This is a genomic window from Collinsella sp. AF23-4AC (genome assembly GCF_003462685.1).
Taxonomy (GTDB): domain Bacteria; phylum Actinomycetota; class Coriobacteriia; order Coriobacteriales; family Coriobacteriaceae; genus Collinsella.
The window spans coordinates 16,229-29,156 of sequence record NZ_QRVE01000013.1 but is presented as its reverse complement, the minus strand read 5'-3'; the positions used below and the strand labels follow the sequence as shown (position 1 = coordinate 29,156).

Sequence of the window (12,928 nt, the reverse complement as noted above, 5' to 3'; positions counted from 1 at the left end):
TTAGGGCAGACCGCGGCAGAAACCCCATGCCGAACCCTTCGGTCCGCCACCAACAAGCCCCTCTTCTTTGCCCCGCGAGCAGCCTCCTGCCCGCGGGGCTTTTTGCTACTTCGCTGACGATTTTTCTGAGACGGGGGGCTTTTTGCACCTCAGCTTGATTCGCTCGCCATGAAATGTGCCTATCTACTACGTTTAACCGATCACCCTCAACCATGCCATATTTCGCGGAATATAAACCGCAGGTAGACGGGTTGCGCATTTTCGGAAAACCGGGGGATGGTCGACCCACACGGTTCAAACGTAGTAGATAGGCCACTTTCGTAGTTCCGCGCCAAAACAGTCTTTTTTGAGCGAAGTGGCAGGTGGTATCCTTGGTAGCCCTGTGCTGCAAACGCACCTTAAACGCAAGGAGTCCCATGGATCTTATCGCCCAGCTCGCCCGCGAGCTCAACCTTAAGGCCGCCAACATCGAGGCAGCCGTCAAGCTCATCGACGAGGGCAACACCATCCCCTTTATCTCGCGCTACCGCAAGGAAGCCACGGGCGGCATGGATGACGTCGCCCTGCGCGCACTCGACGAGCGTCTTTCCTACCTGCGCAATCTTGAGCAGCGCAAAGAGGACGTCATTCTGCTCATCGACGCCCAGGGCAAGCTCACGCCCGAGCTCGAGCAGCAGATTCGCGAGGCCACGCAGCTCCAGCGTGTCGAGGACCTCTACAAGCCCTACCGCAAAAAGCGCATGACCCGTGCACAGAAGGCCCGCGAGGCAGGCCTGGAGCCGCTTGCCAACATGATCATCATGCAGGCATCCGCCAAGGGCAGCGCGCTCGATACCGCCGCGGCCTACGTCAACGAGGAAGCCGGCTTCGAGACGCCCGAGAAGGCGCTCGCCGGCGCGGCGGACATCGTGGCCGAGACGGTAGCCGAGGACCCGGAGAACGTCGCCGATCTGCGCGCCTTTACGCAAAACACCGCCGATATCGTCGTCGAGGCCACCGACCCCGCCGAGAAGACCCCCTACGAGCCGTACTACAGCTATGACGAGCCCCTGCGCCGCATCCCCAACCACCGCGTGCTGGCTATCGACCGCGGTGAGCGTGAGGGCAAGCTCCGCGTGCGCGTGAACGTCGACGGCGCTGCCGCCACGGCGCGCCTCGGTAGCCGTTGGCCCCGACGTCAGGGCGTCTTCGCCCCCATATTCGACGCCGCCATCGCCGACGGCTACAAGCGCCTCATGGCTCCCTCGCTGGAGCGCGAGGCCCGCGCCAAGCTCACCGTTCGCGCCCAGACCGAGGCCATCAACGTCTTTGCCAAGAATCTCGAGGGCCTGCTCTCGGCGCGCCCCGTGCGCGGCGCACGCGTGCTCGCGCTCGACCCGGGCTACCGCACCGGCTGCAAGGTCGCCGTCATGGACGAGACCGGCAAGCTGCTCGACCACGGCGTAGTCTACCCCACCAAGCCGCGCCACGACGTCGCCGGCACCAAGCGCGAGCTCGCCCGCCTCGTCAAGAAGGACGGCGTCAACACCATCGTCATCGGCAACGGCACCGCCAGCCGCGAGACCGAGGAAGTCGTCTCGGAGTTCATCGCCGAGCAGGCGCCTGGGCTGCGATACACCATCGTCAACGAGGCCGGCGCGTCGGTGTACTCCGCCTCCGAGCTCGCCAGCCAGGAGTATCCCGACCTGGACGTCACCGTGCGTGGCGCCATGAGCCTGGGCCGCCGCCTGCAGGACCCGTTGGCAGAGCTCGTCAAGATTCCGCCCCAGTCCATCGGCGTGGGTCAGTACCAGCACGACCTCGACCAGGCCGAGCTTTCGCGCACCCTGGGCCACGTGGTGGAGGACGTCGTCAACCGTGTGGGCGTCGACGTGAACACCGCAAGCGCAAGCCTGCTGGGATATGTATCGGGCATCACGCCGAGCGTAGCCAAAAACATCGTGGCCTACCGCGAGGAAAACGGCGCCTTTACCGATCGCCGCCAGCTTAAGAAGGTCCCCAAACTGGGACCCAAGGCATATCTCAACGCAGCCGGCTTTTTGCGCATCAGCGGCGGCAAGAACCCGCTCGACGCGACGAGCGTCCACCCCGAGAGCTACGAGGTGGCCACGGCCGTCCTGGAGCGCGCCGGCGTAGCGGCAAGCGAGCTCAGCCGTGGCGGCGTGCCCGACATCGAGCGCCGCCTGGGCAGCATCTCGGCACTGGCAAGCGACCTGGACTGCGGCACCTTAACGCTCATCGACATCGTCAACGAGCTCAAGAAGCCCGGGCGCGACCCGCGCGACGACGCGCCCGAGGTGGTCTTTAGCCGCTCGGCGCTTTCCATCGATGACCTGGAACCCGGCACGGAACTCAAGGGCACGGTGCGCAACGTCGTCGACTTTGGCGCCTTTGTCGACGTGGGCGTGCACCAGGACGGCCTCGTGCACATCTCCAAGCTGGCCAGCCGCTTCGTCAAGCACCCCAGCGACGTGGTGCGCGTCGGCGACACGGTAAAGGTGTGGGTCGAAAAGGTCGATCGCGACCGCAAGAAAATCTCCCTCACCATGGTGCAGGGGAAGTAAACCGTCAAAGCAAGGTACCCCCTGTAGCAACGTGCAAAATCGCGAGTATTCTGCAATTTCCGCCGCTCCGAACGCCCCTCAGAGACAATAACGTCAAAAACAGCCCCCGTTTTAGCGTCATCAGAGCCAAAACGGGGGTTGTTCCGTGCTTCAACCAGCTGGTAAAAGCCTTTACCTTGCTGAATACTCTCAATTTTGCACGGCGCAGGCGGGGGTACCTTTGTCCACGGCAGGATATGGAAGCCTATCACCAACCTACTGGCAAGCTCGTGTCGGCAGCCCCGGACTTTCCTTTGCCCAGCGCGACCCTCGCGAAGCGCGTGAGCGATAGGGAAAGGAAAGGCCGGGGCGAACAACCCGCGGCGCAGCCAGTGTTCGCGTTACGGCAGGATATGGAAGCCCAAAGCGGCGATATCCTTGGCAAAGCCGCGCACGGTATCGAGCGAAACCTCATACGGGTCGCGCCCGATGTTCTTGCGCTTGGCCAGGATGCTGTTGGGCACCGTAATGATCTGGCAACCGCAAGCCTCTGCCTGGTAAATGTTGATGAGTTCGCGCGTGGACGCCCACAGGACCTCACAGTTGGGCTTGGCGGCGGCCTTCTTGACCGACTCCGTCATAAACGGAATGGGGTCGACGCCGGTATCGGCGATACGGCCGGCAAAGAGCGAGATGATGGACGGCGTCTCGGCGTCAACGGCCTCGACCATCTCGTCGACCTGCGCAGGCGTAAAGATGGTGGTGACGTTGACCTTAATGCCGTCGGCGGAAAGCTTGCGCACTAGTTCGGCTGTGGACTCGCCCTTGGTGGTCACGCACGGAATCTTGACGTAGACGTTCTCGGCCCAGGTAGCGATCTCGCGGGCCTCGACCTCCATGGTCTCGACGTCATCGGCAAAGACCTCAAACGAAACGGACACATCGGTGATATGGGTCAGGACCTCTTTGGCAAACGCGCGGTAATCCGTCACGCCGCCCTTCTTCATAAGGGACGGGTTGGTCGTGAAACCCTGAACGTTGCCGCTCTCGTACATGTCGAGCATGCCCTCGAGGTTTGCACCGTCAGCGAACACCTTGATTGCCATCTGCCTGATTCCTTTCGTTAGCATACGGCCGATAAACTGCTAAACACTTTATCTACGTTTATCAAGGCGTGAACTGCGGTTTTTTATCTTCTCGGCGAACGGTTTTGCAGATTTACCATTTTTATATCGACGCCCCAGCGGCAAAACGTTTTTGCCGATCATTGCGTTTGATTCCGTTCACGGAACAGAAGCAGCGCCTCGCCGGCTCATATTCACAATCGCTCCAAAGCAAAAAGCGGTGACGCCTCGATTGAGACGTCACCGCTTCCGTGTAGGAGCCGGTTATCGGAGCTCCGCCCGATTAGGGCTTAACGTATGCCTGGATTACTCTTCCTCAACGTGATTGATCACAGCACCCTTGGTGTGGATGAAGTTGGGGACGAAGGCAACGACCAGAAGGACAGCGAGAATCGCGTAGACACCGGTGGTACCGAAGGCCTCGGCAGCGCGGCCAAGCGTAATACCAATGACGGAGAAATCGAAGTCGCCGAACGTAGTGTTCTTGAAGCCAAAGACGTCAAGAACGGGCAGGAGCAGGGCCGGGGCAAAGGTGATGAGCAGGCCGTTGACGAAAGCGCCAAGAGCTGCGCCCTTGCGACCGCCGGTAGCATTGCCGTAGATGCCCGCGGTAGCACCGCAGAAGAAGTGGGGAACCATGCCCGGGATGATGAAGATGCCCAGGGTAGCGCCCACGATGAACATACCGACCACGCCACCGATAAAGGAAGCGACAAAGCCGAGGATGACGGCGGTGGGAGCATAGGGGAAGAAGACGGCGCAGTCGACGGCGGGGATGGCACCGGGGATCAGCTTGTTGGAGATGCCCTGGAAAGCCGGGACCAGGTCGGCAAGGATCATACGAACGCCGTTATAGACGATGGTGACACCAACGGCGAAAGACAGAGCGCAGGTCAGGGCATAGACAATCACGTTGTCGCCGCCAGCGGTCTTGGTAACGACCGCAGGATCTGCGATGTAAGCGGCGAAAGCGGTAACCAGGTAGAAGAAGGCCATGGTAAGAGCCGTGGAGATGGTAGTGTCGCGCAGGAAGGCGAACTTCTCGGGAACCTCGATCTTCTCGGTGCTGTTCTCCTCGGCGTCCTTAGCAAAAAGCGTACCGACTGCAGCGGAGATGTAATAGGCGAGTGAACCGAAGTGGCCCATGGCGATTTCATCGCCATCGGTAACCTTCTCGGTGAAACGCTGACCAACGGCGGGAAGCATAGCGCTCACGAGGCCCAGGAACATGCCGCCCACGATGACAAGCTGGACATCCTGGAAGCCAGATGCCTGCAGAACGGCAGACAGCAGGCAGGCCATAAACATGCTGTGATGGCCCGTCAGGAAGATGTACTTAAACTTGGTAAAGCGGGCAATGATAATGTTCACGACATAGCCGAGAATCAGGATCATCATGGTCTGAACGCCGAGCACGCTCTGAGCCATCGAAACGACGACCTCGTTGTTGGGCACGACGCCGGTGATGTGGAAACCGGTCTCGATGAAGGTACCCAGCGGAGCAAGGTTCTCCTGAACAACAGCGGCGCCGGCGGACAGCATGATGTAACCAAGAATGGGCTTCAGGGTGCCCGTCATCACCTTGTGGGCAGGACGCTTAAGCGCGACAAGGCCCACAAAGGCAAATAGACCCATAATCCACGCTGGCTTGGTCAGAATCGATTGGATAAACTCAAGTATGGGAAGGATGGCTTGCATCTGCGCTTCCTTTCTCTCTAACGTGGGCGCGTTTCCCTCTTCCACAGGGAACCGCCCTTTTTTGTGCCGCTTTAGGCGTTAGCGGCGGCCGCCTTGATTGCCTCGAGGGCGTCTTCGCGGATCTTCTTCTTGTTCACATAGCTGCGAACGATCACAACGTTGCCGTGGAGCTCGGGGGCGAGCTCCTTAACGGTGATGAACAGGTCCGGATTTGCGGAAGAAGCACCGTTCAGGTCCATAGACTCAACGTCGGCCTTGATGCCCTCCTCCTCGCAAAGCTCCTCGACTTTGCCAGCGAGCATCAGGCTGGACCCGATGCCGTTTCCGCATACGGTGATGATATGCATGGCAACCTTCCTCTCCTACACGTGACGGTTTTCCGTCTATCCAAAAGCGGCGACGCATCGCCGTGCCATTAAGGCCTAAAAGAATGAACGCATGGTCTCCAAAACCTGCTCGGGCGTATCGCATGCGCTGAGTTTGGCAACGCAGTCCTCGTCCTCAAACATCTGCGAAAGCTCCGCCAAGCAGCCAAGATGAGCCTTGGGGTCGGGTGCGCAAATACCCACGAGCACGTGAACCGGATCGAAATCCTCGTGTCCAAACGCAACGGCTGGGTCAAGCGTGACGATACAGATCCCCGCTTCACTCACATTGCCATCTGCCTGAGCGTGGGGCATGGCGATGCCCTCTTCCAAGACCATATAGGGGCCGAATTTGTGAACCGATGAAATCATGGCGTCAACATAGCTCTGGTCGCATTTGCCAGCGTCTACGAGCAACTTACCGCATGCCCTGATCGCTTCCTCCCAGTCGGAGGCCTCGACGTGGCAGGCAACAAGCTCGGGCTTAAGAAGATCAGTCAGCATGCTCGTCCCCTACTCCTCGGGCAGGATGTGAAAACCAAGCGCCTGAATGTCGCGGGCAAAGCCCTTGACCGTATCAAGCGAGTACTCAAGCAAATCTTTCCCGAAATTCTTGCGTTTGGCAAGAAGGGCATTGGGGACCGTAATGATCTGGCATCCAACGGACTCCGCCTGGAAGATATTGAGGACCTCGCGCGTAGACGCCCAGAGAACCTCGGCAGCAGGCTTAACGGCAGCCTTCTTTACGGACTCCGCCATGAGGGGCAGCGGATCGACGCCGGTATCGGCAATGCGACCGGCAAAGATGGACAGAATAGAGGGGGTCTCAGCAGAAACGGCATCGACAAACTCGTCGACCTGCTCGGGCGTAAAGATAGTGGTGACATTCACCTTGATGCCGTCGGCAGAAAGGCGCTTGACCAGCGCGGCAGTGGACTCGCCCTTGGTGTTGAGCGCCGGGATCTTAACGTAGACGTTGTCTGCCCAGGTTGCGATCTCGCGAGCCTCGGCTTCCATACCCGCCTCGTCGTCGGCGAATACCTCAAAAGAGACCGACACATCAGTAATGTGCTCAAGAACCGTCTTGGCAAAAGCGCGGTAGTCGGTCACGCCGCCGGCCTTCATAAGGGAAGGATTGGTCGTGAAGCCCTGAACGTTGCCATTGTCATGCATGTCAAGCATGCCCTCGAGGTTAGCGCCGTCGGCAAACACCTTGATCGCCATGTTCGGTCCTTTCTCATCTAACACTATTGCTATCGAAAGCCTTCTTCTTTGTTTCAAAAGCTTTTCGGTTTTCTTTTATAAACCATTTCAAAAGCTATCGAAAGCTCAATTGTCAGCTTTCCGTGAACGGTCGAATATCGGGCGTGAACGTACTTCTTTTGGGCGGCACCTTCAGAATGAGACTCTTTATAGCCCGTTTACGTGCGAACTATCTGCTACGCATGCATTTATGACATGCCATTCCGTTCTTTTGATTCATTCGAATTTGCCTTGTTCTTTTCATATCGATACGTTATATTTCGATTACGAAAGGCGCATCTTTTTACCTTTTGTTCAAAAGGAGCGGCATATGGCATCTACTTCAGACCTTTCACCGGCCGAGCGTCAGCGATTTATCATGAATTGGCTGGCCGAAAAGCCAAATATCTCGGTATCCGACATCGTTCGCCGTTTTTCGGTTTCGGAAGTCACCGCACGACACGACCTCATCTCGTTGGAATCCGAAGGCAAGCTGCGTCGCGTACGCGGCGGAGCGGTATCGCTTTCTCGCTCCAACGCAATCTCGTATCCCGAGGAGCGCATCAATGTCCAAGTCGAGGCCAAGGAGGCCATCGCCGCAACCGCAGCAACTCTTGTTGATGATGGCGATGTTCTGGTAATTGATATCGGCACCACAGGCTTTTACTTCGCTAAGGCCCTCATGGACAAGCGTGAGATCACCATTATCACCGGCGATCTTGCAATCGCGAACTACGCCAGCTTCAATCTCCCCAATGCTTCGGTAGTGCTGCTGGGCGGCTCCGTGCGCAAGGGCCACCTCTATCTCGCGGGCGCACTAACGCTCGACTGCATGAGCAAACTACATGCCGACAAGGCGTTTGTCAGTGCCGACGGATTCCACCCCGACCACGGTTTTACCGTCGAGCACGACTTCTCGGCCATGATCAAGCATATGTACCTTACCAACTCAAACCAGGGCTACATGATGGTTGACCAGGGAAAGTTCAACAAAACCAGTTTTTATCAGTCCGCGCAGATCGATGACCTCGACGGCATCATCGTTGATGGAGACGACGAGAGCATCATGACGGCGGCGATCGAGAGCAGTCGCAGTCATCCCAAGCTCTATATTGCAAAATAGCTCAAATGGCCGGGTCGCCCCCACTGCGGGCGACCCGGCCATTTATTAAATCAACCCAAAATGCTGCATCGCTGTGACGGTACCGTCGTGTGCGACATCGTCGGTCACGTAGTCGGCGAGCGCCTTGACTTCGGGCATGGCGTTGCCCATGGCGACAGCCGTCTCGACAGCGGCGAGCATACCCAGATCGTTGCCGGAATCGCCAAAGCCAAAGGTGCGCGCGTTGCCGGTGCGACCTAGATACGCCAGCGCCCGCGCCAGGCCCACGCCCTTGTCGATGCCCTTGGGGCTCAACTCGCGATTTGTTTGCTGGGCTCACTTGGAAGAGCGGCGGTAAACGCATCTCCCGGTTAATCCGGCACCGCCGAAGCGAACCCCACACACGCCCTCCGGCAAGCGGCACGCGCCCGTCAACGCAAAGGTCCGGCGGGACGCACCTAGCATCCCGCCGGACCGCCACTCGTCCAGGAGGCCGCCGCGACGAGCCCCTAGATCTTCGCAAGCTCCTCGGAGATGACGCGGCAGACGTCCTCAGCCTGAGGCATCACGCCGTACATCTCGAAGAAGCCGTGGTCGCAGCCGCGATAGCGAATCGCGGTGACGTCAACGCCCGCATCCTGCAGCCTCTTCGCGAATAGCTCGTCCTGATAGCGCAGGTAGTCATACTCGGAAGAGATGATGACCGTGCGGGGGAACGCGCTCACGTCCTCCGCGAACAGGGCAGACACCCTCGGGTCGAGCATCTCCTCCGCATTGCCGTTGGTATACATCACTGGCAGGTCGTCGTTGGCGTTGCGGATGCGATCCACCCTGCTCAGAGCCTCGGCCCTCTGGTCGTTCACGATCTCATAGAGGTCATAGGACCATTCCTCCGGAACAGGGCCGCCGTCGACGAGCGGATACAGCTCGGCCACGAGCTTGATCCTGTCCGCATGGGACCCGTCGAGGACGACGGCGTTGGTCAGGCTTCCGCCCGCGGAGTCGCCAGCCACGGCGACCCGCGTCGCGTCGACACCCAGCTCATCCGCATGCTCGACAAGCCAGTCGAGCGTCTTCACGCAGTCCTCGACACCACCGGGGAACATCGTCTCGGGAGACAAGCGGTACTCCGGGTAGATCGCGACGCAGCCCGTTCGCTCCGCGATGTCGCGCAGGCAGTTCTCGTACTGGCCAATGTTGCCCACCATGAAGCCGCCGCCGTGGATGAACACGAGCGCGGCGGAGCCGCACCCGTGGCCCTCGGGCGTGAAGACGTGCAGGGGAATGCCCCTGTCGCCAAAGTTCATGACGACGGTCTTCTTGGCGACGTTCGAGCCCCTCACGACATGGGTCTCCTTGTTGGGAGCGGAGCGCCACGCGATCACGTCCACCGGCCCCGCCGGCGCCGGGCCGGCGGCGAGCTTCGCATGGGCGCGCGCGTAGACGCGCGGATCGAGCACGCGCTCGCGCTCGTCTCCCGGCACGGGCTTCAGCAGGAGCTTCAGCCCGTTGGGCTCCACGACCTCCCTAGATCCACGCTCAAGCACTTCAAGCTCGGAAGTGGGGTACCTCCTCTCCTCGGTGCCCATGGCTAGCCGATCTTCAGCTCGTCAAGCTTGGCGTCAAGCTTGGCCATCTCATCGGCGGAAAGCTCCCACTCGAACGTCTCGCAGTTCTGAATCGCGTGGGCGTCCGTGCGCACGCCAACGAGCGCGGTGCCCACGTACTCCTTCTGGGTGCTCCAGTTCACGGCGACCTGTGCCACGGGCTTGTCATGAGCCTCGGCGATCTCGTCCATGACCTTGAGCAGCTCCTGGACGCGCGAGAACTTGGGCTCCTGGAAGTAGTCGTAGAAGCCGCCACGAACATCGCCCTCCTCGAACTTCGGCAGCTCGCGGAACTTGCCCGACAGGATGCCCGCGCCAAGGGAGCCATAGGTGAAGGAGTCGATGCCACGCTCGTAGCCCCACTTGATAAGGTCCTCGGAGGAGCGGTCGACCATGGAGTAGGGCGGCTGCTGGACGTCGACCTGAGCGACCTTCTCGCACTCCTCGATCATCTCGGTCGTGAAGTTGGAGACGCCGATGTGGCGAATCTTGCCTTGCTCCTTGAGGAGCTGGAGGGCGCACATCGTCTCGGAGAACGGGGTCTTGGCGTCGGGCCAGTGCACGAAGTAGAAGTCGATGTAGTCGGTGCGGAGATTGCGCAGCGAGCTCTCGACCTCCCTCATGATGTTCTTGAACGAAGAGTCGCGGTCATAGCCGGCGGCGCTGGTGATCAGGCCAACCTTGGTCGAGAGCAGGTAGCTCTCTCGGTCGACGCCCCTGAGCGCGTTGCCGACGACCTTCTCGGACGCGCCGTTGCCATAGCACGGCGCGGTGTCAATGAGGTTGACGCCGTGATCGAGCATGGTGCGGATGGCGGACATGCTGGCGGCGTCATCGTTCTCACCAAAGGAGTCGCCGCCGATCGCCCAGGTGCCCACGGCGAGCTGGGAGACGTCAACGTCGGAGTTCTTGAGGTGCGTGTAGCGCATATTCTCTCCTTCTAATGGGGCGGCACGCGTCGAATGTCCTCGATCGCGTGCCGCCAGGAATTGCCTTGAACAGGCTTCGGATGATCCGGAAACCGCCTTACACGATGCCCACGAGGCCGAGGACGAGCGCCAGAACCATGATGCCGACCAGGATGATGTTGACGTTCACGTTCTTCTTGCGCAGGAGCCAGAGGACGACGAGCGTAAGTCCCAGAGGCACGATGCCCTTGAAGATCGAGTCGAGGTAGGTCTGGATCATGACGGGGTCGGAGTCCTGAACCGGAATGGACAGGATCGTGTTGAATTGGACGTTCGCCGCGGTCATGGCGCCGATCATCACCAGGCCGATCGTGGAGGTCGCCTTGGTGATGAGCTTCATGAGACCACCCTCGTACATCTCGGAGATGAAGTTGGTGCCCATGCTGAAGCCGAGGTAGGTCATGAAGTATCGGCAGAGGATCGACGGGATGTTGTAGATCAGCAGGAACATGATCGCGCCGAGGGGCGAGCCGCTCATGGCGAGGTTAATGCCGATGCCGGCGGCGATAACACGCAGGACGCCCCAGAAGATTGCGTCGCCGATGCCGGACATCGGGCCCATCAGGGAGACCTTGATACCGTCGATGGACTCGGTGTCGAAGTCTTCGTGCTGCGAGTTCTCCCTCTCCATGGAGGCGACGAGGCCCATGGCGAACGTGCCGACGTTCTGGGTAATGTTGTACCAAGTCGTGTGACGCTTCATGGCGTCGGCACGAGCCTCGGGGTCATCGGCGTAGTAGCGGTTAAGCGCGGGCTGGACGGAGTACAGCCAGCCGTCGGCGCCAGCCTTGACGGAACCGCCGGCGCAGGAAGCGAACACGGAGAAGGAGCGCAGGAAAATGCTGTTGAGCATCTTCTTGTCTTCAGGGCTCACATTCTTGGTCAGGTTGCTCATGCGAAGAAATCCTCCTCGTCGCTGGTTACAGAGTCGTCGGAAACGGCCTGGGTGGCCACTCCCTTCTTGGTGAGATCGAAGATCTCCTTGTCGCGGAGGGCGGAGGCAACCGCGATGATGACACCGAGAACTGCGATGGCGATCATCGGGAGGCCGAGGTACTGGTAGAGCGTAAAGCCCAAGAAGAAGTAGATGCTGAGCTCGGTGCTCCACAGCATCTGGAGCAGGAGCGCCATACCAACGGCGGGCAGGAGGGCACCCACGGCGTTGAGGCCGCTCATGACATTGGCCGGAATCTGGTTGACAATGGCGGCAACGGGCTCGGCGCCAAGGTAAACGCCGAGGAAGGCGATGAGGCCAAAGGCGGCGTACTTAACGAACCAGAGAACGAAGTGCTGAAGCGCGAGGCCCTTCTCGTTGCCCTCGGCGGCCATCTTGTCAAAGGTGGCTGCGAAGAACGCGAGGAACACGTTGTTCATGAAGATCGAGAGAAATGCGGTGACGACGCCCACGGGAACGGCCAGTGTGATGGCGGCACCCTGGTCGATACCAGCGCCAACGGTGAAGGCGACGGCGAGGGCGGTCGCGGTAACAGGCTCGGCGGAGATAGCGCCACCAATGTTAACCGCGCCCATGAAGATCGCCTCGAGAGAGGCACCGATGATGACACCGGTCTTGACGTCGCCCATCAGGAGGCCCGCAACGAGACCTACCACGAGAGGACGCTCGATCATGCACTGACCGAGAACCCAGTTGCCGCCGTAGCAAATCAGCACGGTCAACCAGGCCATTATTGCCAACCCAACCATTTGACTTCCTTTCTTTCATTTCATTTGGCCGCCTGGCCAAATCCCCTTATTTCCCCGCCGCCTCGATCAGACTCTTGAGAGGAGTCTTGGGATTGGACGGGATAAGCTGATGGAAAACCGGAATACCCTGCTCGCAAAGCTCCTTCGCGGCCTCGAGCTCATCCGGGTTGAGCATGATCGTGGAGTTGAGGGCGACCTTGCTATCCGGATCGGACTTGTCGAAGCGGCCGACGTTGGCAACGTTCACGCCCTCAATCTTGCCCGGCGCGCCCTTAACGAGCTCAAGCACGTCACGCACGCAGTTGGTGAGCGCGAAGATGCGCATGGAGTCCGCGCGCGGATCGTTCGCGATGCGGCAGGCATCCGGAACGTCCTTGACGAGGAGTTTCTGGCCCGCCGGCGTACCCATGGAAAGCGTCATGCGAAGGGCGTCGCTCTCCACGGCGTGCTTGTTGGCGACGATGATCCTGGTGGTGTTGAGCTCCTTGGTCCACACCAGGGCGACCTGTCCGTGAATCAGACGGTCATCGACTCGAACCTGAACAATCATTGCTTCCTCTCTCTACTTGTTAGTA

At 59.8% G+C, this 12,928-nt stretch carries 12 protein-coding genes and 1 pseudogene; 2 read left to right on the top strand and 11 right to left on the bottom strand.

What is annotated here, in order from left to right; genetic code table 11:
- Window positions 1-416 precede the first annotated feature (416 nt).
- Complete coding sequence (locus DWY05_RS07325) at window positions 417-2,564, top strand: Tex family protein (protein ID WP_117821200.1); 2,148 nt, start codon at window positions 417-419, stop codon at window positions 2,562-2,564.
- A 380-nt stretch (window positions 2,565-2,944) separates the two neighbouring features.
- Here DWY05_RS07325 and DWY05_RS07320 read toward each other — a convergent pair whose 3' ends face one another.
- The 5 genes from DWY05_RS07320 to DWY05_RS07300 all read right to left on the bottom strand — a co-directional run bounded on the left by DWY05_RS07320 (window position 2,945) and on the right by DWY05_RS07300 (window position 6,954).
- A complete protein-coding gene (locus DWY05_RS07320; RefSeq protein ID WP_233504051.1) occupies window positions 2,945-3,649 on the bottom strand; it encodes a transaldolase in 705 nt (234 codons plus the stop codon).
- Window positions 3,650-3,973: 324 nt separating this feature from the next.
- Window positions 3,974-5,365: a PTS ascorbate transporter subunit IIC gene (locus tag DWY05_RS07315; RefSeq protein WP_089573144.1), complete on the bottom strand. Its 1,392-nt coding sequence runs from the start codon at window positions 5,363-5,365 to the stop codon at window positions 3,974-3,976.
- 71 nt (window positions 5,366-5,436) lie between these two features.
- A complete protein-coding gene (locus tag DWY05_RS07310) occupies window positions 5,437-5,712 on the bottom strand; it encodes a PTS sugar transporter subunit IIB (protein ID WP_022094539.1) in 276 nt (91 codons plus the stop codon).
- Window positions 5,713-5,787: 75 nt separating this feature from the next.
- Window positions 5,788-6,234 (bottom strand): PTS sugar transporter subunit IIA, encoded by a 447-nt coding sequence (locus DWY05_RS07305; protein ID WP_117582968.1) that lies wholly within the window; start codon window positions 6,232-6,234, stop codon window positions 5,788-5,790.
- Window positions 6,235-6,243: 9 nt separating this feature from the next.
- Window positions 6,244-6,954, bottom strand: coding sequence for a transaldolase (locus tag DWY05_RS07300; RefSeq protein ID WP_117564350.1), 711 nt, complete (start codon window positions 6,952-6,954; stop codon window positions 6,244-6,246).
- Window positions 6,955-7,303: 349 nt separating this feature from the next.
- Between DWY05_RS07300 and DWY05_RS07295 the strand changes: the two genes are divergently transcribed.
- Window positions 7,304-8,095, top strand: a complete 792-nt coding sequence (locus DWY05_RS07295; RefSeq protein ID WP_158558710.1) for a DeoR/GlpR family DNA-binding transcription regulator — start codon at window positions 7,304-7,306, stop codon at window positions 8,093-8,095.
- A 45-nt stretch (window positions 8,096-8,140) separates the two neighbouring features.
- Here the strand turns inward: DWY05_RS07295 and DWY05_RS07290 are convergent.
- The 6 genes and pseudogenes from DWY05_RS07290 to DWY05_RS07265 form a co-directional block, all read right to left on the bottom strand.
- Window positions 8,141-8,392 (bottom strand): annotated as a pseudogene (locus tag DWY05_RS07290) (HAD family hydrolase); the annotation flags it as partial.
- Window positions 8,393-8,583: 191 nt separating this feature from the next.
- On the bottom strand, window positions 8,584-9,594 hold the full coding sequence (locus tag DWY05_RS07285; protein ID WP_158558711.1) for an alpha/beta hydrolase: 1,011 nt from the start codon (window positions 9,592-9,594) through the stop codon (window positions 8,584-8,586).
- Between the two features lie 71 nt (window positions 9,595-9,665).
- A complete protein-coding gene (locus DWY05_RS07280) occupies window positions 9,666-10,610 on the bottom strand; it encodes an aldo/keto reductase (RefSeq protein ID WP_117635572.1) in 945 nt (314 codons plus the stop codon).
- A gap of 97 nt (window positions 10,611-10,707) precedes the next feature.
- Complete coding sequence (locus tag DWY05_RS07275) at window positions 10,708-11,544, bottom strand: PTS system mannose/fructose/sorbose family transporter subunit IID (RefSeq protein WP_117635573.1); 837 nt, start codon at window positions 11,542-11,544, stop codon at window positions 10,708-10,710.
- Window positions 11,541-12,335: a PTS sugar transporter subunit IIC gene (locus DWY05_RS07270; RefSeq protein ID WP_199409601.1), complete on the bottom strand. Its 795-nt coding sequence runs from the start codon at window positions 12,333-12,335 to the stop codon at window positions 11,541-11,543. The genes DWY05_RS07275 and DWY05_RS07270 overlap by 4 nt, the downstream gene beginning before the upstream one ends.
- A 64-nt stretch (window positions 12,336-12,399) precedes the next feature.
- A complete protein-coding gene (locus tag DWY05_RS07265) occupies window positions 12,400-12,903 on the bottom strand; it encodes a PTS sugar transporter subunit IIB (RefSeq protein ID WP_117635575.1) in 504 nt (167 codons plus the stop codon).
- Between the last annotated feature and the right edge of the window lie 25 nt (window positions 12,904-12,928).

Coding starts and splice junctions, on each gene's coding strand:
- DWY05_RS07325 (WP_117821200.1), top strand. CDS start 417: ATGGATCTTATCGCCCAGCTCGCCCGCGAGCTCAACCTTAAGGCCGCC.
- DWY05_RS07320 (WP_233504051.1), bottom strand. CDS start 3,649: ATGGCAATCAAGGTGTTCGCTGACGGTGCAAACCTCGAGGGCATGCTC.
- DWY05_RS07315 (WP_089573144.1), bottom strand. CDS start 5,365: ATGCAAGCCATCCTTCCCATACTTGAGTTTATCCAATCGATTCTGACC.
- DWY05_RS07310 (WP_022094539.1), bottom strand. CDS start 5,712: ATGCATATCATCACCGTATGCGGAAACGGCATCGGGTCCAGCCTGATG.
- DWY05_RS07305 (WP_117582968.1), bottom strand. CDS start 6,234: ATGCTGACTGATCTTCTTAAGCCCGAGCTTGTTGCCTGCCACGTCGAG.
- DWY05_RS07300 (WP_117564350.1), bottom strand. CDS start 6,954: ATGGCGATCAAGGTGTTTGCCGACGGCGCTAACCTCGAGGGCATGCTT.
- DWY05_RS07295 (WP_158558710.1), top strand. CDS start 7,304: ATGGCATCTACTTCAGACCTTTCACCGGCCGAGCGTCAGCGATTTATC.
- DWY05_RS07280 (WP_117635572.1), bottom strand. CDS start 10,610: ATGCGCTACACGCACCTCAAGAACTCCGACGTTGACGTCTCCCAGCTC.
- DWY05_RS07275 (WP_117635573.1), bottom strand. CDS start 11,544: ATGAGCAACCTGACCAAGAATGTGAGCCCTGAAGACAAGAAGATGCTC.
- DWY05_RS07270 (WP_199409601.1), bottom strand. CDS start 12,335: ATGGCCTGGTTGACCGTGCTGATTTGCTACGGCGGCAACTGGGTTCTC.
- DWY05_RS07265 (WP_117635575.1), bottom strand. CDS start 12,903: ATGATTGTTCAGGTTCGAGTCGATGACCGTCTGATTCACGGACAGGTC.